The sequence below is a fragment of the Enterobacter sp. CC120223-11 genome, from assembly GCF_900215375.1.
Taxonomy (GTDB): Bacteria; Pseudomonadota; Gammaproteobacteria; order Enterobacterales; family Enterobacteriaceae; genus Scandinavium.
The window spans coordinates 43,253-63,180 of sequence record NZ_OBEF01000004.1 but is presented as its reverse complement, the minus strand read 5'-3'; the positions used below and the strand labels follow the sequence as shown (position 1 = coordinate 63,180).

Below are 19,928 nucleotides of genomic sequence, written 5' to 3'. Positions count from 1 at the left end.
ATGTCATCCGTTTTTACCGACACCGAGGATTTTCTGTGAGTGCAGGACGCCTGATAAAACACCCTTTACGCCTCATTCTGTGCCTGTTCATCGGGCTGGTTCTGGCTGGCTGTTCCGGTAATAAATCAGGCTCTGATGGCACCTATACCGTCAAACGTGGGGACACGCTGTCAAAAATTTCTCGCATGACCGGTACCAGCGTGCGCGATCTGGCTCGTATGAACGGTATTTCGCCGCCGTACACTATCGAAATCGGCCAACAATTAAAGGTCAACGTCAGCTCCGGTGCGAAAAAATCCTCTGGCGGTAAAACGGCAAAAGTAACGCCATCTTCTGCTGTGCCGCAATCCTCCTGGCCACCGGTGGGGCAACGCTGCTGGCGCTGGCCGACGAGCGGAAAAGTCGTTTTACCTTATTCCACCGCAGATGGTGGCAATAAGGGCATTGATATCGCAGGCTCGCGAGGTCAGCCGGTATACGCATCAGGGGCAGGGAAAGTGGTCTACGTGGGTAATCAGCTGCGTGGCTACGGTAACCTGATCATGATTAAGCACAGCGAAGATTACATTACCGCTTATGCACACAACGATAAAATGATGGTCAACAACGGCCAGTCGGTGAAAATCGGCCAGCAGATCGCGACAATGGGCAGCAGCGATACCGATGCAGTGAAGCTGCATTTCCAGATCCGCTACCGTGCTACGGCTATCGACCCGCTGCGTTACCTGCCACCGCAGGGCAGCAAACCGAAATGTTAAGTGCACAGAATATCACCACTTAATCAGGCAAAGGCTTGTCAGTGAAGGCGTTAGGTTTATAATGCCTTCACCTTCTCGAAGGCCATCCTAAGCGGGTGTAGTTCAATGGTAGAACGAGAGCTTCCCAAGCTCTATACGAGGGTTCGATTCCCTTCACCCGCTCCATGACCATTCTTAAATTCTACTAACCTACTGAATCCTAATGGGCATGGCGTAAAGCCTTCCGATAGTTTTACTCACTGTAGCCAACACTGTGCTTAATCGAGATCTTTATGCGAGATTTTCGATGAGCGGTTGTGACAAATTGTAACAATTGGACTAGTCTAGCCTAACCACTCATGAAAGAGTTGAGTTACGTTGTGGAATGGACCATTGTTGATTTTATTTACTTTTCTGCCACTCGCGGTTATGTGCTGGTGCTGGTGTCGGGCAAAATTAAAATGCTGGCTGAAGTATACTGCGAGCACCGAATACAGAAAGGCGATACGCTCTATCCCGTGCGCAACGCTGAGTATCTGGTGAATAAGCATCCTGGCCAGAAAGCAAAGATTCTTTCGGCCCAAGCATACTGCAAGGATAACTGGGAGAGCATACAGCGCTGAGGCGAGTGGCCCCATCCCACCCGCAGATGACAGGATTGTCATCTGCATAATCGCTTCCTGTAGCGTTGCCGCGCGTAGACTGTCTTCATTTCTCTTAGACAGTGAATTACCATGAAATTACTTCGCTCAAGGCCAGCAGTTGTCATCGGTCTGATATTGGGTGCTGGTCTCTTCACCTCCTTAATCTTCCACCAAAGTAGCGATGCCGCACCAGTGCATAAAGCGGAGCTTCCGCTTGTAAGCCTGAGCCAGGCACGGATAAAGTCGGTGCCGCTGCAGTTGTCTACCCAGGGGCACGTGGTGTCACTCAATCAGGTGGATATCCAGTCTCAGGTGATCGGCACGGTAAAATCGGTGGCGTTCAAAGAAGGGGATTTCGTCAAGCAGGGCCAGCTATTGTTCACGTTGGACGACAGCACGCAGCAGGCCTCCCTTCGTCGCGCGGTGGCGACCCTGGCGGAATCGCACTCGCTGCTCGGTAAAGCACAGAGTGATTTGGCTCGCGGTCGCAGTCTGAGGGCGAAGAACTACATTTCAGCCTCCGACTGGGATACTTTAAAAAGTGCCCAGCAGCAGTATGCCGCACAGAGCAGCGCCGCCCAGCAGGATATCGAAACAGCGCAGGCACAGCTGGGCTATACCAAAATCTATGCTCCCATCAGCGGCAAAGCAGGGGCGGTGAACGTTCATATTGGCAGTCTGGTGCAACCCGGCAGCGCATCGCCGATGGTGAGCATTAATCAGTTCGACCCCATTGGTGTCTCCTTTACCTTACCCGAAACGAATCTCAATGCCGTTCTGGCTGCGCAGAGTTCAGGCCCGGTCAAGGTGTGGGTAAAAAATGCGAAAGGTGAGGCGGTTGAGGGCCAGCTCGATTTTATTAATAACACCGTCAGTACAGATAGCGGCACGATGACTTTCAAGGCGCATTTTTCCAACGCCGAATATCTGCTGTGGCCAGGCGCCTTTGAAGACATCAGCGTTGATGCCGGAACGCAGAATGTGGTGGTACTGCCAGCACAGGCTGTGCAGAACGGCCCCGACGGCCATTTCGTGTATCTCGTAGGTAGCACCAGACAGGTCTTCACGCAGGCGATCACCCTACTGCGTATGCAGCAGGGGATGGCGATCGTTGATGGCTTAGCCCAGGGTACCCATGTGGTGGTTGAGGGCGGTAACGCGTTGCGTCCGGGGATGACCGTCGCTCTGGCAAGCCATGCGCCAACGGCGGGGCAGAATTGATGAAATTTGCCGAATTGTGCCTTTCGCGGCCGATTGCCGTGATGCTGATGTGGCTGGTGGTGATGGTCACCGGCGCCATCTGCTGGACGAAGCTGCCGGTCGCAGCGTTGCCCACGTTTGATATGCCAACGATCAAAGTGAACGCCTCGCTCTCCGGTGCGAGTCCTGAAACCATGGCGTCGTCAGTGGCGACGCCCCTGGAAAAAAATCTCTCCACCATTGCTGGCGTATCAACGTTGACTTCAACCAGCCTGCAGGGCGCGACCACTATCGTGATGGAGTTCGACCCTTCGGTGAATATTGATTCAGCGGCGGTCGACGTACAGGCAGCGCTGTATCAGACGATGAAAAAACTGCCGTCGGAGATGACCACGCCGCCTTCGTTTCGCAAGGTTAACCCGGCAGATGCACCCATTGCCGTCATTGCCATTGATTCGCCGTCGATGACGCTGTCGGATCTCAACCGCTTCACCGATAATCTCATTTCTCCTGCGCTATCGACGATCAAAGGCGTGGCGGAAGTCACCGTCAACGGGCAGAAAAAGTATGCCGTGAGGGCGGAAGTGGACCCTGACCGACTGGCTGCGATGGATCTGACGCTGACCGATGTACAGGCGGCGCTGAAATCGGCGAACACGAACTCGCCGATCGGTGAACTGGACGGCAAGCGGCAGATGATGATGCTGCAAACCCGAGGCGATCTGCGCAATGCAGCCGATTTTGCGCAGGTGATTATTGCTACCCGCAACGGCCAACCGGTACGCCTGTCGGACGTCGCCAGCGTGCAGGACAGCATTGAAAATACTCTCAGCTACAGCTCGGTGAACGGCCACACGGCTATTGTATTGAGCATCAGCCGCCAGCCTGGGGCGAATATTGTCTCGACTATCGATGCCATCAAGGCGCTGATGCCGCGACTGCAGTCGCAGATGCCGCCGTCGGTTCATATGCAGCTGCTTAACGACCGATCGCAGTCGATTCGTCAGGCGATTCATGATGTTAACATTACGCTGCTGTTGACCATCGCGCTGGTTATCCTCGTTATCCTGCTGTTCCTGCGCCAGCTTCGCGCCACGCTTATTCCAGCGCTCAGCGTGCCGGTATCGCTGCTTGGCGCTTTTGCGCTGATGTACATGATGGGTATGAGCCTCGATAGCATTTCACTGATGGGGCTGACCATCGCCGTCGGGCTGGTAGTGGATGATGCGATTGTCGTGCTGGAAAATATCATGCGCTATCGTGAGCAGGGTGAGACCATTTGGCAGGCTGCGCTGATGGGCGTACGCGAAGTGGCGTTTACGGTTATCTCCATATCCCTCTCGCTTATTGCGGTGTTTTTGCCGATTTTCCTGATGCCGGGAACGCTGGGGCTGCTGTTCCATGAATTTGCTTGGGTGGTCTCGCTGGCTATCCTCGTTTCGGCGGTGGCCTCGCTAACGCTGGTCCCGCTGCTGGTCTCGTTACTGATTAAAGAGCATAAGGTTGAGAAACCGCAGCCAGCGTGGAGCCGTCATTTCGAACGCGGGTTTGAAGCTGTGCTCAGGGGCTACGTGCACGTGCTGAATGTGGTTATCGCCCACAAGATATGGATGGTACTCACCGCGCTGGCCACGGTGCTATTCACTATTTTCCTCTACTGGAGCGCGCCGAAAAGCGTCTTCCCGCAGGAGGATATCGGGCAAATTACCGCAAATATCGATACTCCGCAGGACATGTCCTATGAGGGACGCCTCGCCGTGGCACAGCAGATTGGTAAAACTCTGCTGGCCGACCCGACAGTGGCGGATATGATCACTAAGGTTGACCACGACACAACACAGGTAGTGCTGACGCTAAAAGATCTCTCTCAGCGCCCGGCTATGGCGCAGGTGGTTCAGCAAATGCGCGCCGAAACGCGCTATCTGCCAGGGATCACCGTCTTCTTTAGTCCGGTACAGAACCTGAAAATCGGCGGTCGTTCGTCGAAAAGTAGCTATCAGTACACGCTGCAGTCGGTAAACAGCGGTGATGGCCTGGGGCTTAATGACTGGGCTAACAGGCTGATGGACAGGATGAAAAAAACCGGCGTTTTTGTGGGGGTCAACAGTGACTCGCAGCTTAACGGGCTGGAGGCTGACCTGCAGATCGATCGTAATAAAGCGTCGATCCTCGGTGTCGATATCGATCAGATCCGCAGCAACCTGTATGCGGCGTACGGCACCCAGCAGGTTTCGACGATCTATGCCCCGGAAGATAGCTATCAAGTGATCATGGAAGTGAATCAGCCGTTCCGCCAAAACGAGAGCGCCCTATCGAAGATCTACGTGCGTTCGTCTTCCAACGCGCTGCTGCCGGTGACGACCTTCACCCATATTTCGCGCGCGCAGGGGATTACGGCGGTTAACCATCAGGGGCAGCTACCGGCAATTACCGTCTCGTTCGATCTGGCTCCCGGTAAATCCCTGTCGGATGCCACCGCGGCAATAGCAAAAGTTGAGAATGACTTACAGATGCCCGCGTCGGTTTTTGGCAGCTATGCCGGGCAGGCGGCGCTGTATCAGCAGTCTCAGAGCAGCCAAATTTGGCTTATCGTCATGGCGCTGGCGGTTGTCTATGTGATCCTCGGCGTGCTGTATGAAAGCTGGGTCCATCCGCTGACCATCCTGCTTGGCCTGCCTTCGGCGGCGGTAGGGGCACTGCTGGCGCTGCGGCTCTGCGGTCTGGATCTCACCTTTATCGCCATGATAGGCATTCTGCTGCTGATAGGTATCGTGAAAAAGAATGCCATCATGATGATAGATTTTGCACTGGTGGCGCAGCGGCAGCTTAATTTATCTGCCCATGATGCGATCGTTCAGGCCTGCCAGCAGCGATTCCGTCCGATCATGATGACAACGTTTTGCGCCATGATGGGGGCGTTACCCATTGCGCTGGGCTGGGGTGCAGGGGCCGAACTTCGGCAGCCGATGGGCGTGGCGATTGTCGGCGGGCTACTCTTTTCACAACTGATTACGCTGTTTATTACACCCGTTTTATACCTGCTGTTTGAACGAACTGCTCGCTCGCAGGAGAATGCGGCACGGTTGCTGGAGGAACAATGAGACTACTTTTGGTTGAAGACCAGTCGATGGCGGCGGACTACATCGCAAAAGGGCTAAAAGAGAATGACTTCGTCGTCGATGTTGCCAATAACGGCGTTGACGGGCTGCACTATCTGCTGACCAACGATTATGATGTGGCGATCCTCGACGTCATGCTGCCGGGAATGAACGGCTGGAAAATACTCGAACTCGCTCGTCAGGCGGGGAAAGCGACGCCGGTAATGTTCCTGACTGCGCGAGATGAAATTGAAGACCGGGTGCGAGGACTTGAGCTCGGCGCAGAAGATTATCTCATTAAGCCGTTTTCATTCAGTGAACTGTTGGCGAGGGTGCGCGTCATCATGCGCCGCCAGACGGTACATACCGCGCCGATGGAAGAGTCTGTGCTGCAAATCAGCAACCTACAGCTCGACTTCCATAAACACCGCGTTATTCGGGACGGTAAGCGCATTGAGCTGACCCAAAAAGAGTTTTTGCTGCTGAGCCTGCTGATGCGCCGCAGCGGGGAAGTGCTGTCGCGAACCGTGCTGGCTGAGCAGGTCTGGGATATGAACTTTGACCCGGAAACTAACGTCATTGACGTGGCAATTCGCCGTTTGCGCAGCAAAATTGATGATGGCTTTGAGGTCAAACTACTGCATACCATTCGTGGTGCAGGCTATGTGCTGGAAGAAAGACAAGATGCTGATTCCGCGTAATTTATCGATAACACTTCGCCTGACGCTATACTTTTCCGTGGCCATGACGCTGGTGCTGTATAGCGTCTCGGGGCTGCTGTACTCCACGATGCGCAACCAGCTCAGCCAGAAGGATGAAAATGAGTTGCGCAGTACCCTTCAGTTTCAGCAGGAAATTGCGACGACTATCAGCGAACGTCAGGGGCCAACCGACCTCTGGCAGCAGGAGTTGTTCGAGTTTATCGCCCGCCAGGACCGGCTTTCTCTTCGTATAATTAGCCCTGATGGTAAGGTCTGGGCGCAGTCGAAGAATATGCGCGTGCCAAATGCCGATTTTCCCGCGCCGTCCCGCGATTTTTCCTACCGCTCCTGGCGCTATCATCGGGGGGATATCAGCGAAAAATATCTGATTGCCTCCACCAATTTTATTCTGAAAGGTAACGAGCCGTGGTTGGTGCAGGCGGCGCTCAACGTGTCGCGAAACAATGAAATTATTGAAGACTACTGGCAACGGATGCAGATAGCGGTAGCGCTAGCGATTGTGGTCTTTTCCTCGATCGGCTATTGGCTGGCGCGGCGTGGTCTGTTGCCTTTGCGCAAGATCAGCCGCGAAATTGAGTATATTCATGCCGAAGATCTGGATACCAGACTTGCGACCCAGCACTGGCCGTCGGAGCTGAGCGCGTTGGCTTCTTCCTTTGACCGCATGATGACCCGGCTTGAAGCCTCGTTTAAGCAGCTAAGCCGCTTCTCTTCTGACATCGCCCACGAGCTCCGTGGTCCGATCAACAACCTGATCTCCGCCGCCAGCGTGACGCAAAGCAAAGACCGTAGCCCGCAGGAGTACCGGGATGCTCTCGCCGCGATTGTCGAAGAGGGGGAAAGACTATCGCGGATGATTTCATCAATGTTGTTCCTCGCCAGGGCCGATAACAGCCGGGAAATGCTGCATCGGGAACCGCTCAATAGCGAGACGGAATTTGAACGCCTGATGGACTACTACGACATTCTTGCGGAAGAGAAAAATATCTGTTTAACCCGCGAAGGCGACGTCTCTTTCCACGGCGATGCTATCCATGTGCAGCGAGCGCTTTCCAACCTGTTATCGAATGCGATTCGCCATACCGGGCCGGGCGGCACGGTACATCTGAAGGCTTCACTGGAGGATAACGTCGTTCTGCTGGCGGTGCAGGATAATGGCGAAGGGATTAGCCCCGAGCATCTGCCGTTTATTTTTGACCGCTTCTATCGCGTTGACGATGCGCGCAGCAGTGCGGGCAATACCGGGCTGGGACTGGCGCTGGTGAAAACCATTGCTGAACTGCACGGCGGCAGGGTACGGGTTGAAAGTACCCTCGGGCAGGGAAGCTGTTTTACTCTGATACTGCCGCTGTAATGGCGGCATTCGCGAATCTGACAAAATTGTCATGTAGAGGTTGAGCTTTAGTCATGGTCAAAAGCTGATAATTCGGGAATTCCAATACGGAAATCTCCCGGAGAAGCCAATGGCTCTGCATGACATTTTCACTTTTTTCTCGGCCTCACATATTAGCGAACTGTTGGCCCAATACGGGCTGTGGGGACTTGGCGCAATTGCGCTGATTATCTTCTGTGAAACCGGGTTGGTGATTGCCCCGTTCCTGCCCGGCGACTCGCTGCTCTTTGCGCTGGGCGCTTTTCTGGTCAGCAGTACCGTGTCGCCCGCGCTGGCGCTGGCGGTGGTGATTGCCGCTGCGTTTGCTGGCGACACTCTTAACTACCTGATTGGCCGCTCGGCAATTGGTCAGCGCATTATCAATCAACGGATCTTAAAACCGCATCACGTGGCTCAGACGAAGCACTATTTTGAAAAATATGGTGCCGCTACCGTCTTTATCGGCCGCTTTATTCCCGTCGTCAGAACTCTGGCCCCCTTCATGGCGGGCATAGGACAAATGCCGGTGCGTAAATTTATGCTGTGGAACAGCGTCGGCGCCGCCTGCTGGTGCACGTTCTTCATGACTCTGGGCTATTCGCTCGGTTCGGTGCCGTGGGTTAAAAGCCATATGGAATGGATGGCACTCGCCATCGTGGTGCTTTCGGTGATGCCGGTAGGGTATCAGCTCTTCCGTCGGACGGTTTCAGGTCAATGAGAATTTTTTCATGTCGATAAATGCAACATTATTCTTACTTATCAATGCATCACAAATGCCAGCCCCCCTCGCGCTGAACATTGTGCGGGCGATGGCGGAACTTCCGCTATGGCTGCTCCCGCTGACGACGGTATGGCTGTGGCGTAAAAAAGAGAATCGTCTGCTGGTGATGACCGCAGTGCTCAGTGCGGCGTTTGCTTTGCTCATCAATGTCACCATAGGTCACGTTTGGCCGACACCGCGCCCGTTCGTGGTTGGCATCGGTAATACGTTGGTGGCTCACTCTGCCAGCGCATCTTTTCCCAGCGATCACGCGGTGCTGATTTGGGCCTTTGCCTTCACGCTGATGATGACCGCACGCTTGAGAACTGCTGGCGCCTGGCTGTTTACTGCCGGGCTGGCGGTGGCCTGGGCCAGAGTGTATCTGGGCCTGCATTTCCCGGTTGATATGCTGGGCGCGTTCGTGGTTGCGCTGGTTAGCGCCTGGATAATGACCCGGATGCAAATCGTACAACTTTTAACGAGTGCGAGGAAAAAGGTATGACGATGCAACAGACTTCACCTATGTGGATTAATAAAGTTCCTGAGATCACACTTGTGTTCTGGCTAATTAAGATGATGTCGACCACCGTGGGCGAAACGGCGGCGGATTTCCTGAACATGGATTTACATTTTGGATTAGCCAATACCTCGATAGTCACCGGCGCACTGCTTGCGATATCGCTGTTTTTCCAGATGCGGGCGACGCGCTATCAGCCTGTACTGTACTGGGTTACGGTGGTGTTTATCAGCGTTTTTGGCACGCTGATTACTGATAATCTCACCGATGCCTGGCACGTGCCGCTGCCGCTTTCTTCGCTGGTATTTAGCGTGATGTTGCTGGTGGTCTTTATCGTGTGGTATCGGCGGGAGGGCACGCTATCGATTCACAGTATCAATAGTCGTAGTCGGGAATTCTTCTACTGGCTAGTGATTCTGGCAACCTTTGCCCTCGGTACGGCGGTGGGGGACTGGCTGGCGGAGGGCATTGACCTCGGTTATTACGGTGCGGCGCTGTTCTTTGGCACGTGGATCCTGATTGTCGCTGGGGCTTGCTTTATCTTTAAAGCAAATCGCGTGTTTTGCTTCTGGGCGGCATATATTCTGACCCGTCCGTTCGGCGCGGCCTGCGGCGATCTGCTTTCCCAGCCGGTCGATAACGGCGGCATTGGACTAGGCGCGAACATGACCAGCCTGATATTCGGCCTGGCGATTATGCTAATGATTGCCGGACTGGTGGTGAGCGACAGGCGTAAGCGCGTAGTCGCCAAATAGTAATTGGGAGCGTACTGACCGCTCCCATACTCTCTTAGGAAGACCCAGATGAGTGTATCCGTTAGCGTCGGCCGTCACTCCCTGCAGTGGATCGACAACAGGCGGTTCAAACATACCGTATGTGTAGCTCTGGACATGATAGCTCGACCTTATGTAAAGCCACGTTATCAGACACATCCCGAAGTGCAGTATCGGGATGGTTGGCAGGCTTCAAAAGATCCCTTCACTGCTCCAGTACTTCCTTCAACGCTGCATTCTCTTTGGCATCCCCAACATTTATCGGCCAGACTTAACTCAAAGGCATAGCCTGCACGGCATTGTGCTACACTGCGCGCTGCAAAATTTTGGTGAAAGATGAATGAGGCGGTAATGGCGATGAACGGAACAATCACAACCTGGTTTGAAGACAAAGGGTTTGGATTTATCAAAGATGAAAACGGCGACAACCGCTATTTTCACGTGATTAAGGTCGCCAACCCGGAGCTTATCAAAAAAGACGCGGCGGTGACGTTTCAGCCAACGACCAATACCAAAGGCCTCTCGGCGTTTGCGGTGAAAGTGCTGCCGGAAAGCAAATACATCTACATTGCGGGCGAGCGCCTCAAACTCTCCTCCATCAAAACGTATCTGGTCTACAGCGAAGAAGAGCCTGTCGACAACAAAATCGATAAAGAGAATGCGGTGCTGTCGGTGGGCCTGTTGATGAACAGCATTCGCCCGAAAGCCACGGCCAAAGCGGGTGAAATGCGTTCCGTGAAGAAGCTGGCGATCACCACCTTCCAGAAAAAGACGCTGATCTACTCGGAAGATGAAATCGACATCGAAGAAACGGTAAAAATGCTCAAGCTCTGATAGAAGATGGCGGGTGTCGCCCGCCATCAGCCTGCCAATGTTGCTTCATTGTTAGTTTTTACGTGAGCTCCACCCTTCGAAGTCGTAAACTGTCCGCAAGCGTTGAAATTACAGAATGTGATCTTCATCATAACGTTGTTGAAACAAAAAAAGAGATCTTGCTATGCAACATATCATCGAAGGGTTCCTCAACTTCCAGAAGGATATTTTCCCGCAGCGTAAAGAGCTTTTCCGCAGCCTGGCCTCAAGCCAGAACCCGAAAGCGCTGTTCATCTCCTGTTCAGACAGCCGTCTGGTGCCGGAACTGGTTACCCAACAGGAGCCTGGCCAGCTGTTCGTTATCCGCAACGCAGGCAATATTGTCCCTTCCTTTGGCCCGGAGCCTGGCGGTGTTTCTGCCACCATTGAATACGCCGTGGTTGCGCTGGGCGTGAGCGATATTGTGATTTGTGGGCACTCTAACTGTGGCGCGATGAAGGCGATTGCCGCGGCGCAAAATCTCGAGCCTATGCCTGCCGTTCAGCACTGGCTGCGCTATTCTGACGCGGCGAAGGCGGTGGTCGATAAGAAGACCTGGGCGAACGAAACGGACAAAGTGAATGCGATGGTGGAAGAGAACGTCATCGCTCAGCTCAATAACATTAAAACGCATCCGTCCGTTGCCGTTGGGCTGCGCAACAAGTCGATTCGCCTGCACGGCTGGGTCTACGATATTGAATCAGGGGTTATTCGCACCCTGGACCGCGAGAGCAATACCTTTATCTCTCTGGCGGAGAATCCGGGCGCTTATTTCGAATAATCGCTTCTTACGGCAGGGCGACTCCGCGCTGCCGTCTTCACGTCATTCTCCTCTCCTACACTTTCACCCATCGCCAGCCAGCCAACGCGGTCGCGCCGACAACAACGGCGAATGCCGCAACGTGCATCAGCAGATCCATCGGATGCAGATGTACCGGATGGCAAAATGACAGCAGCGTCACCGCCATGCAGGCAACACCTGCGCCTGCACACAGCAAGCTACGCAGCGGCGTCAGGGTCCGAGTTTGCCGCAGCCAAAGGATCACCAGGGCGATCATCGGCACGCTGACGGTCACCATAAAAGTGAAACACTGTGTATCGTGGCTGTCGATATGCGCAGGCTGGTGCCCGAGACTCAGGCCGAGCGTGGTCAGCCAGACCAGCAGCAGCGGAAGAAACAGCCGCCAGCCGCTACCCCGACGCCCGGCAATGCTGATGGTGAACGCATTGCGAATCGCCAGCAGACCCGTTACGAAGGCCAACATAAGTTGTAAACCGGCCAGCAGCGCGCCGGACTGGGTCCAGTCCGTTGCTTCACGTGACACCAGCAGGCTTGCCAGCGCGCCGCAGGGAAGGGCGGTGAGGGTCCAGAGAAACGTCCGCCATCCCGTGGACTTCACGCGTGTTACGGGGGCGGCGTGGTCGCCCAGCCCGGAGATAAGAGCGTTATGATCGGCCATGTTGGGCTCCGCTACGGCGAAGATGATTCAACGCCCGATGTAGTAAAGATTTGACGGCAGACACCGTCAGGTTGTGCCGCAGCGCCGCTTCGGCGAGGCTCATTTCCTGCAAGTGGACGTGCTCAACCAGCTGGCGTTGTCTGGCAGGAAGCTGATTGAGAAAGCCGCTCAGCTCTTCGCCTGCGTCCAGCTGCTCTGCCCTGAGAGCAAGAGAGCGATCCTCTGCCCTGAGCAGTGAGTCATCATCCATCACTTCCCGCCGTTCGCGACGCCCGCGCCGCCTGAGGGCATCAATGGCTCTGGCCTGGGCAATCGCCATCAGCCAGGGCAAAAAAGGGCAGGCCGGATCGTAGGTGTGACGGATCCGATGCAGGGTTAGCAGCACATCCTGAATCACGTCTTCGATCAGCGTCTCATCGTCCATCTGCTTACGAACAATCGCGCGGATAACCGGCACCAGCGTCTGCAACAGCTGCGTGTACGCCTGCCGATCTCCGGCCTGGGCGCGCGCCATGTACGTGGGCCAGGCTTCACGCGGGACAATCACCTTATCCATATTCCGCCTTGCAGCAAGACGCCGGGAAAACGTGGCGATCTGCCGCCGCGAGCATCACGCCTTTTTACCCGACGCCTGATTAAGGGCATTAACGACCAGTGTTGGGGTTAATACCTGAGGCAATACTTTCGGCGCGCCGCCGTCGGCAGGATAGACCACGTAAAGCGGCAATCCTCCCTGACCAAACTGGCTCAGCGCATCATCGACATCAGGATTAAATTTAGTCGAATCTGCCACCATATACAGCGTGCCGGTGCGGGCCAGCGCCTCTTTCACCGCTTTGGTCGAAAGTGAGGTTTTATCGTTGACCTGGCAGGTGATGCACCAGGAGGCGGTGAAATTCACAAAGATGGCTTTGCCGTGCCCGCGCTGTTCCGCCACGGTTTGGGGCGTCCATTTTATTGGCGCGGTACTGACACTCACGTCGGTGCTTTCAACAGGTTTCATCACGCCCGGCAGCGGCGCGATAATCGCTACCAATAACGCCGCTGTCAGCGAATACATCACCCGATAACCCCGGCCTGCCAGCTGGCGGCGTTGGGCAATGCCGTACAGCCATGCAGCTAAACTGAGCGCGACCGAACCGGCCAGCAGCACGCCCAGTGCCGTTGTGCCAGCCTGCTGGGCGAGCACCCACACCAGCCACGCGAAGGCACCCAGCATTGGAAATGCCAGCGCGTGCTTGAGCACGTTCATCCAAGCGCCGGGCCTCGGCAGGCGTTTTGCCAGCGCAGGGAAGAGCGAGATCAGCGTGAACGGCGCGGCAAAGCCCAAAGCCAGCGCGAAGAAAATGGCTAACGCGACTGTGGGCGGCTGCACCAGCGCATAGCCGATAGCACTCGCCATAAACGGGGCCGAGCAGGGCGTAGCCACGATAATGGCCAGCGCACCGGTCAGCGCCGAACGGACAAACGCCCCACTCCCGACGGAGATTTCCCCTGCGCGCTGGAGCGAAAGCCCCACTTCAAACACGCCAAGCAGGTTCAGAGCGGCTCCCAGGATCACCAGCGCCAGCAGGGAGATCACCAGCGGCGACTGCAGCTGGAAGCCCCAGCCGACGGCGGCACCGCCCGCGCGGGCAGCCAGCAAAATCCCGGCGAGCGCCATCATGGTGACTACGACGCCGAGCAGAAACGCCAGGCCTTCGCTGCGGGCGCTGGCGGTATTACCGTCGTGGCGCAGCAGGCCAAAAGCCTTGAGCGAAACCACCGGGAACACGCACGGCATAAAGTTGAGAATAATGCCGCCAACGAAGGCGGCGAACAGGGCGGTTAGCATGGCGCGTCTCTGTCGGTTATCAGGAGTGTGACTGAGCGTATTTTTTCACGGCATCCATGGTTTTCTGGATGTGCTCGTCCGGGTTGCGGTCGGTGTAGCTCAGCAGGATTTTGCCGTCCGGCGCAATCACAAACGAGGTGCGATCGGAGAGCGTTTTGCCGCCCATTTGCATCTGCGTCTGGTATTCGGCGGCCACTTTCGCACCCGGGTCGGCGGCGACGGCAAACTTATTGCGGCACTCCAGCTGCGAGAATTTACCGACCTGATCGGTATTCCCGGCGGTAACACCAATCACTGTTGCCCCCAGTTTTTTAAAATCATCGGTCGCTTCGGCGAAGTCGTGGGCTTCCAGCGTGCAGCCTGCGGTGAAGGCTGCAGGGAAGAAGTAGAGCACCACTGGTCCTTTCTGCAAAGCCTGCTGAAGCGAGAAGGTCATGGGTTTACCGCCCAGTGCGGCGTCCAGTTTGAAGTCAGGCGCGCTGGCGCCAGCGGGCAGGGCCGCTTCGGCATTGAAGGCCATCAGGGATAAGCCGAATGCGGCGGCGGTCGCGAGCAGGGATAAACGGTGTTTCACAGCAATCATGGTCGGCTCCGGTCTTGTTGAGAAAAAGGGTCTTCCCTGAACAATTCGCCGGAGGTCACTGAAAAGTTGCGATGACGTAAAAAAATTATTTCAGCTCTGCCTTTACGCACTCCATAAAGTACTCGCTGGCGAGGCTGAAAACACAATCGCGCCGCACAAGAAAGCCTAAGGTGATCGCCGGGAGAGTCTGCGGCAGGGGCGATAAGCCCTTCGGCGCATCTTTGCTGTGCAGCAGAAATTCCGGCCAGATGCTGACCGTGTCGGCCTCCAGCGCCAGCTGTCGGTAAATCGTCCACGAGGTGCATAACGTCATCCGGGGGAGCGGGGGACTCTTCTCCTCACCATGTAGATGCTGCCAGAACGGCAGCCAGCTTTCGGCGGTGTGATTCCACAGCCACTGGCTTCTCGCCAGCGCTTCAGGTGACGTGTCTGCACCGCTGAACATAAGGCGCTGCTGCCAGCGGGCGAGGGGAATGAAGGTGAATTCGGCGATGGTATCGCTGTCCGCAATGAAGGCCAGACAGAGGTCGAACTCACCGTTACGAAGGCTGTCGATAATCTGGCGTGGCATCCCTTCCATGATTTCCAGCCGCGTCTGCGGGAAGCGTGCGCGAAAGCGGCTAAGTGCCTGATACACCGGGACCGTTGCCGAAAGCAGCGATACGCCGATTTTGAGCGTCGACGGCGCGGCGGATTTCATCTGCCCGATGGCTTGTTCGGCGCTCTCCATTTCTGCAGTTATGCGGCGAGCGGAATGCAAAAGCGTTGCGCCATAGTCGGTGAAGCGAACCCCGCTGCCGCTGCGTATCAGCAGCTGTACGCCAAGCTGGGCCTCCAGCTCCTTAATGCTTTTGGTCACGGCGGGCTGAGTCAGATGCAGCTCGTTTGCCGCACCGATAAGCGTCCCCTGCCGGGCAATGGCGACCAGCAATTTGAGCTGTGAAGTCTTGATAATGCCTCCCTCTATAACGCCCGGTTATAGGCATAAGAAACGGAAAATTGACCCTTAAAATAAAACACTTATAGATTCAGACCAGCGAGTTTTTCTCCCCTGAGTATAGAGAGGACGGTCCGAATGGCGAGTGCATTGCCTGAAATCGTGTTTGACGTTGAAGCGTTAGTCGCGCTGCGGCGAGATCTGCACGCTCATCCCGAAGTTGCCTTCGGCGAGCGGCGAACCAGCCTGCGCGTCGCCAGCCAGCTTCGTGAGTGGAATATCGATACCTGGACCGGCATCGGTGGTACAGGCGTAGTCGGCGTGATCCACGGTCAATTGGGGCCTGGGAGGACGATTGCGCTGCGTGCCGATATGGATGCGCTGCCGATGGAAGAGGGCGGTACGCCTGCCTGGCGTTCGACCTTTTCCGGCGCTTTTCACGGCTGCGGGCATGACGGGCATACCGCGATGCTGCTTGGGGCGGCGGGCTGGCTGAGCCAGAATCGAGAGTTTTACGGTAAGGTCGTGCTGCTGTTTCAGCCTGCGGAAGAGAACGGCGGCGGCGCACTGGCAATGCTGGCCGACGAGGTGGAAACCCGCTTTGGCTGGGATGAGATCTACGGCCTGCACAATGCCCCTCATCTGCCTCCGGGGGTTTTTGGCGTGCGCGATGGCGCGATGCTCGCCTCCTGTGATGATGTGTTGTTTGACATCCAGGGCACCGGCGGCCATGGCTCTGCACCTGAGAAGTGCCGCGATCCCATCATGGCTGCGGCACAGCTGATTTGTTCTCTTCAGACCGTCGTCAGCCGGACGGTGGATCCTGCGGCAATGGTGGTGCTGAGCATGGGCAGTCTGCACGCCGGAACGACGCCGAACGTTATCCCTGCCAGCGCCTCGCTCAGTGGGACATTGCGCACCTTTGACGAGAGGCTGCGTGCTCAGGCGAAAGCGCGAATTGAAGCGATTTGCTCGGGTATCGCGATGGCCAGCGACTGTCAGATAAGCGTCCGGTTTGCCAATGGATCTCCGGCGACGGTGAATCACCCGGAACAGGCGAAGGCGGCGGCCCGCGCGGCAGAACGTGTGTTTGGCAGCAATTTCGTTAAGCGGGATATTGCCCCACTTAACGGCTCGGAGGACTTCTCCGAGTTTCTGTTACGCAAACCCGGCGCCTACGCGCTGCTCGGACAGGGCGGCGTGTACTGTCATCACCCGGACTATGACTTTAACGACGATATCCTTCCTCTGGGGGTGAAGTACCTGATTGCCCTCGCACTCGATCGCCTCACCACTGAATAACCGGAGCTAAAAATGAAAAAAGTGATCGCCGGGCTGGCGTTGTTATCCACCGTTTCGCTGAGTGCTTTTGGTGCAGAAAACGACGTGCTGCGCTTTGGCACCGATCCGACCTATCCGCCCTATGAATACAAACTGGCGGACGGCACGCTGGCCGGTCTGGACATCGCGGTGGGCAAAGCCATCTGCGAACGGGCCAGCGTGAAGTGTGAATGGGTGGAAACCGGGTTTGATGGGCTGATCCCTGGCCTTAATGCGAAGAAATTTGACGCTATTCTGTCGTCGATGGCCCCTAATGCCCAGCGTCAGAAGGTGATGGACTTCACCCAGTCGCTGTATCAGGACGACACCCGGTTGATTTCAGCCAAAGCCGCGCCGCTGGGCAGTAACGCCGAGGCGCTGAGCGGTAAAAATATTGGCGTGTTGCAGGGCTCGGTACAGGCGAAATATGCGCTGGAGAAATGGCGTACTCAGGGCGTGAACGTGGTGGAATATCCGGATCAGGAGAACATTTACGCCGATCTGGCGAACGGCCGTCTGAATGCCACGCTGGTGGTGGCGACGGCAGGACAGGCTGGCTTTTTAGCCAAACCTGCGGGCAAGGATTTTGCCTTTTCCGGCGAGGTGGTGAAGGACCCGGTACTGGCGTCGACCAGCGCCATTGGTCTGCGCAAGGGGGATGAGGCCACCCGACAGAAAATTGACAGTGCCGTCAGCCAGTTAAAGCAGGACGGCACCATCAGTGCGCTGGAAAAACAGTATCTCGGGGCGCTGTAGCCGCTTAGTGCTGCGCCGCCTGAGGCAGGTTGTTCAGCACGTCTAACGCCGCTTGCGGCAGCGTCAGGTGCGCGGCGGCCAGGTTTTCATTCAGATGGCCCAGGGATGAAGTGCCCGGGATCAGCAGAATGTTGGGCGCGCGCTGCAGCAGCCATGCCAGCGCCACCTGCATCGGCGTGGCGTTCAGGTTCGCTGCAATCTCATTAAGCTCCTGAGATTGCAGCGGTGAGAAGCCGCCGAGCGGGAAGAACGGGACGTAAGGAATGTTTTTTGCGGCCAGCGTATCGATCAGCGCATCGTCATGGCGGTTCGCCACGTTATAGAAGTTCTGCACGCAGGCGATTTCGGTTTGCTTCATGCCGTCTTCCACCTGTTTTGCGGTGACGTTGCTCAGACCGATGTGGCGGATTTTGCCCTGTTTTTTAAGCTCAATCAGCGTCGACATGGGCTCTTCCAGAGAGCCTTCCGCCGGGCCGTGGACGCTAATCATGCTGCGCAGGTTAACCACGTCCAGCGCCTCCAGGCCAAGGTTGCGCAGGTTATCTTCCACCGCCTGCGTCAGCTCTGGCGCGGAAAGTGCGGGCAACCAGTTGCCCTGCTCGTCGCGACGCGCGCTAACCTTGGTGACAATGGTCAGCTCTTTCGGGTACGGATGCAGTGCTTTTTTAATGATTTGGTTGGTAACGTGCGGGCCGTAAAAATCGGACGTGTCGATGTGGTTCACGCCTGCTTCAAGCGCGGCCTGAAGGACTTTCACCGCCATCTCTGGATCTTTTGGCGGACCAAACACGCCAGGACCGGCGAGCTGCATCGCGCCGTAACCAAGACGCCAGACTTCGCGATCGCCAAGAGTAAAGCTGCCGGACTGTTTAACGCTGGACATAACGGTTTCCTCATAATGGCTTAACCGCTCAAGTGTAAACGGAATAGCTGAGGAAAGAAGGGAATATAGTTTAACGGAATGTGCGGCAGGCAAACCTGCCGCAGTGCGGTTTAACCGAAGAACATCACCGAGACGCAGAGCAGGCCGACAATCAGCGTAATCAGGCTGCCCACGGAACGATACGGCTTCAGGGCCGGGATCAGGTACGTGGAGAGCGTGGGCATGATAAAGAGGATCATCGCAATCAGCGGGCCGCTGATGGCATAGATCATCGAGATGGCATTCGGATTAATACAGCAGACCACAAAGGTCACGGCGGATACCAGCAGAATGGAAGCCGCGCGGTTGAAGGCGCGGCTCTTGCGCACGCCCGCCACGTTCAGCGTGGCGCGCACTATCTCACTCGCCCCTTCGATCACCCCAAAATAGGTACCGAGGAACGATTTCGACATCGCCACAATCGCCACAACAATGCCCGAAACCGCCAGCCAGTGCGGAGAGGCGGGCATCATCGCCAGCGCGGAAAGGATGGTGACGCCTTCATTTTTGGCGTTGACGATATAGCTTTCCGGGATCGCCAGCAGGCAGCTGAAGACGAAGAACAGCACGCTCAGGCAGATAATCAGGTAGGCGATCCGCATAATTTTTTTGCATTTATCCATGGCCTGCTCGCCAAATTTCTCGCGCCGGTCGATGGCAAAGGTCGAGATAATCGGCGTATGGCTAAAAGCGAAAACCATCACGGGAATAGAGAGCCACACCTGGTGCAGCGTATGTGGGGTAAACGTCAGCCCGCCGCTGAACATCGTCGGCTGCCAGTCACCTGTCAAATAGAGCGACAGGAACAGGAAATAAGCAATCAAAGGGAAGACCAGGAAGCCCATGACTTTCAGCGTGGCGTGGCGGCCCATCAGGAAAATCAGGTTCAGCACCAAAACCACCGTCAGACTCACTGCCATGCGTACACCGAGCGTGACCGTCATCTGTTTTGCCAGCTGTTCGGTCAGCGAGTTGGTGATGGCGACGGCATAAATCAGCACCACCACGAAGAAGGCAATGAAATAGAGCGCGGTGATAAGGTTGCCAATTTTCTTCCCGTAGTAGTGGCTGACTGCCCCGGTAATGCCGATGTTGGCAGGCAGATTGGCGGAGAGGATAAAGCGGCACAGCGCGCGGTGCGGCCAGTAGGTTAGCGGCCAGGCCACCAGGGCTGTGATCAGGAGTACCATCGCCCCGGCGGAGCCTAACTGAATCGGCAGGAAGAGGGTGCCTGCGCCTACTGCAGTACCATATAAGGCGAAACTCCACAGGGTTTCGTCTTTTGACCATAATTTAGACATTTTTTGAATCTTTAAACCAGAAAACGAAAAAACAGCGGCGAGTTTACTCCATTTCAGACGGGCCAGGGGACGGAGATTTAGTTAAGTCTGGTTTACGGCAGATGAATGTTAATTGAAGGAAAAATCCTTTGTGATAAAAC

The 19,928-nt window shown here is 55.9% G+C and carries 20 protein-coding genes and 1 tRNA gene; 14 read left to right on the top strand and 7 right to left on the bottom strand.

Annotated elements, in window-relative coordinates; translation table 11 throughout:
* The first annotated feature begins 53 nt into the window (after window positions 1–53).
* The 12 genes from actS (at window position 54) to CRO87_RS06015 (ending at window position 11,456) form a co-directional block, all read left to right on the top strand.
* Window positions 54–758, top strand: coding sequence for an amidase activator ActS (gene actS, locus CRO87_RS06070; protein ID WP_097162277.1), 705 nt, complete (start codon window positions 54–56; stop codon window positions 756–758).
* 91 nt (window positions 759–849) lie between these two features.
* Window positions 850–923: transfer RNA gene (locus tag CRO87_RS06065), tRNA-Gly, on the top strand.
* 194 nt (window positions 924–1,117) lie between these two features.
* Window positions 1,118–1,360, top strand: coding sequence for a polymyxin B resistance protein pmrD (locus CRO87_RS06060; RefSeq protein ID WP_176504264.1), 243 nt, complete (start codon window positions 1,118–1,120; stop codon window positions 1,358–1,360).
* Window positions 1,361–1,471: 111 nt separating this feature from the next.
* A complete protein-coding gene (locus tag CRO87_RS06055) occupies window positions 1,472–2,602 on the top strand; it encodes an efflux RND transporter periplasmic adaptor subunit (RefSeq protein WP_097162041.1) in 1,131 nt (376 codons plus the stop codon).
* Window positions 2,602–5,682 (top strand): efflux RND transporter permease subunit, encoded by a 3,081-nt coding sequence (locus CRO87_RS06050; protein WP_097162040.1) that lies wholly within the window; start codon window positions 2,602–2,604, stop codon window positions 5,680–5,682. The genes CRO87_RS06055 and CRO87_RS06050 overlap by 1 nt, the downstream gene beginning before the upstream one ends.
* Window positions 5,679–6,380, top strand: a complete 702-nt coding sequence (locus tag CRO87_RS06045; protein ID WP_097162039.1) for a heavy metal response regulator transcription factor — start codon at window positions 5,679–5,681, stop codon at window positions 6,378–6,380. Before CRO87_RS06050 ends, CRO87_RS06045 begins: the two co-directional genes overlap by 4 nt.
* Window positions 6,343–7,755 carry a heavy metal sensor histidine kinase gene (locus CRO87_RS06040; RefSeq protein ID WP_255252491.1) on the top strand — a complete coding sequence of 471 codons (1,413 nt, stop codon included), beginning with the start codon at window positions 6,343–6,345 and terminating at the stop codon, window positions 7,753–7,755. Before CRO87_RS06045 ends, CRO87_RS06040 begins: the two co-directional genes overlap by 38 nt.
* A gap of 109 nt (window positions 7,756–7,864) precedes the next feature.
* Complete coding sequence (locus tag CRO87_RS06035) at window positions 7,865–8,491, top strand: VTT domain-containing protein (RefSeq protein ID WP_097162037.1); 627 nt, start codon at window positions 7,865–7,867, stop codon at window positions 8,489–8,491.
* Window positions 8,492–8,546: 55 nt separating this feature from the next.
* A complete protein-coding gene (locus tag CRO87_RS06030; RefSeq protein WP_176504263.1) occupies window positions 8,547–9,035 on the top strand; it encodes an undecaprenyl-diphosphatase in 489 nt (162 codons plus the stop codon).
* Window positions 9,032–9,805, top strand: a complete 774-nt coding sequence (locus tag CRO87_RS06025) for a hypothetical protein (protein WP_097162035.1) — start codon at window positions 9,032–9,034, stop codon at window positions 9,803–9,805. Before CRO87_RS06030 ends, CRO87_RS06025 begins: the two co-directional genes overlap by 4 nt.
* A 369-nt stretch (window positions 9,806–10,174) precedes the next feature.
* Window positions 10,175–10,657, top strand: a complete 483-nt coding sequence (locus CRO87_RS06020; protein WP_097162034.1) for a cold-shock protein — start codon at window positions 10,175–10,177, stop codon at window positions 10,655–10,657.
* 163 nt (window positions 10,658–10,820) lie between these two features.
* On the top strand, window positions 10,821–11,456 hold the full coding sequence (locus tag CRO87_RS06015; protein ID WP_097162033.1) for a carbonic anhydrase: 636 nt from the start codon (window positions 10,821–10,823) through the stop codon (window positions 11,454–11,456).
* A 55-nt stretch (window positions 11,457–11,511) separates the two neighbouring features.
* Here CRO87_RS06015 and CRO87_RS06010 read toward each other — a convergent pair whose 3' ends face one another.
* The 5 genes from CRO87_RS06010 to CRO87_RS05990 form a co-directional block, all read right to left on the bottom strand.
* Complete coding sequence (locus CRO87_RS06010; protein ID WP_097162032.1) at window positions 11,512–12,135, bottom strand: NrsF family protein; 624 nt, start codon at window positions 12,133–12,135, stop codon at window positions 11,512–11,514.
* Window positions 12,122–12,691 (bottom strand): RNA polymerase sigma factor, encoded by a 570-nt coding sequence (locus CRO87_RS06005; RefSeq protein WP_097162031.1) that lies wholly within the window; start codon window positions 12,689–12,691, stop codon window positions 12,122–12,124. The genes CRO87_RS06010 and CRO87_RS06005 overlap by 14 nt, the downstream gene beginning before the upstream one ends.
* Window positions 12,692–12,745: 54 nt before the next feature.
* A complete protein-coding gene (locus CRO87_RS06000; RefSeq protein WP_097162030.1) occupies window positions 12,746–13,969 on the bottom strand; it encodes a protein-disulfide reductase DsbD in 1,224 nt (407 codons plus the stop codon).
* A gap of 19 nt (window positions 13,970–13,988) precedes the next feature.
* Entirely contained in the window at window positions 13,989–14,552 is a 564-nt protein-coding gene (locus tag CRO87_RS05995; protein ID WP_097162029.1) for a peroxiredoxin, read from the bottom strand.
* Window positions 14,553–14,637: 85 nt separating this feature from the next.
* Window positions 14,638–15,483, bottom strand: coding sequence for a LysR family transcriptional regulator (locus tag CRO87_RS05990; protein ID WP_097162028.1), 846 nt, complete (start codon window positions 15,481–15,483; stop codon window positions 14,638–14,640).
* A gap of 144 nt (window positions 15,484–15,627) precedes the next feature.
* On the opposite strand from CRO87_RS05990, the gene CRO87_RS05985 reads away from it, so the two are divergent.
* Together CRO87_RS05985 and CRO87_RS05980 are read left to right on the top strand one after the other, a co-directional pair.
* Complete coding sequence (locus CRO87_RS05985) at window positions 15,628–16,791, top strand: amidohydrolase (protein ID WP_097162027.1); 1,164 nt, start codon at window positions 15,628–15,630, stop codon at window positions 16,789–16,791.
* A 12-nt stretch (window positions 16,792–16,803) separates the two neighbouring features.
* On the top strand, window positions 16,804–17,565 hold the full coding sequence (locus CRO87_RS05980; RefSeq protein ID WP_097162026.1) for a transporter substrate-binding domain-containing protein: 762 nt from the start codon (window positions 16,804–16,806) through the stop codon (window positions 17,563–17,565).
* Between the two features lie 4 nt (window positions 17,566–17,569).
* On the opposite strand, the gene CRO87_RS05975 is transcribed toward CRO87_RS05980, so the two are convergent.
* Both CRO87_RS05975 and CRO87_RS05970 read right to left on the bottom strand, forming a co-directional pair.
* Window positions 17,570–18,448, bottom strand: a complete 879-nt coding sequence (locus CRO87_RS05975; protein ID WP_097162025.1) for an aldo/keto reductase family oxidoreductase — start codon at window positions 18,446–18,448, stop codon at window positions 17,570–17,572.
* Window positions 18,449–18,558: 110 nt separating this feature from the next.
* A complete protein-coding gene (locus CRO87_RS05970; RefSeq protein WP_097162024.1) occupies window positions 18,559–19,788 on the bottom strand; it encodes an amino acid permease in 1,230 nt (409 codons plus the stop codon).
* Window positions 19,789–19,928 lie beyond the last annotated feature (140 nt).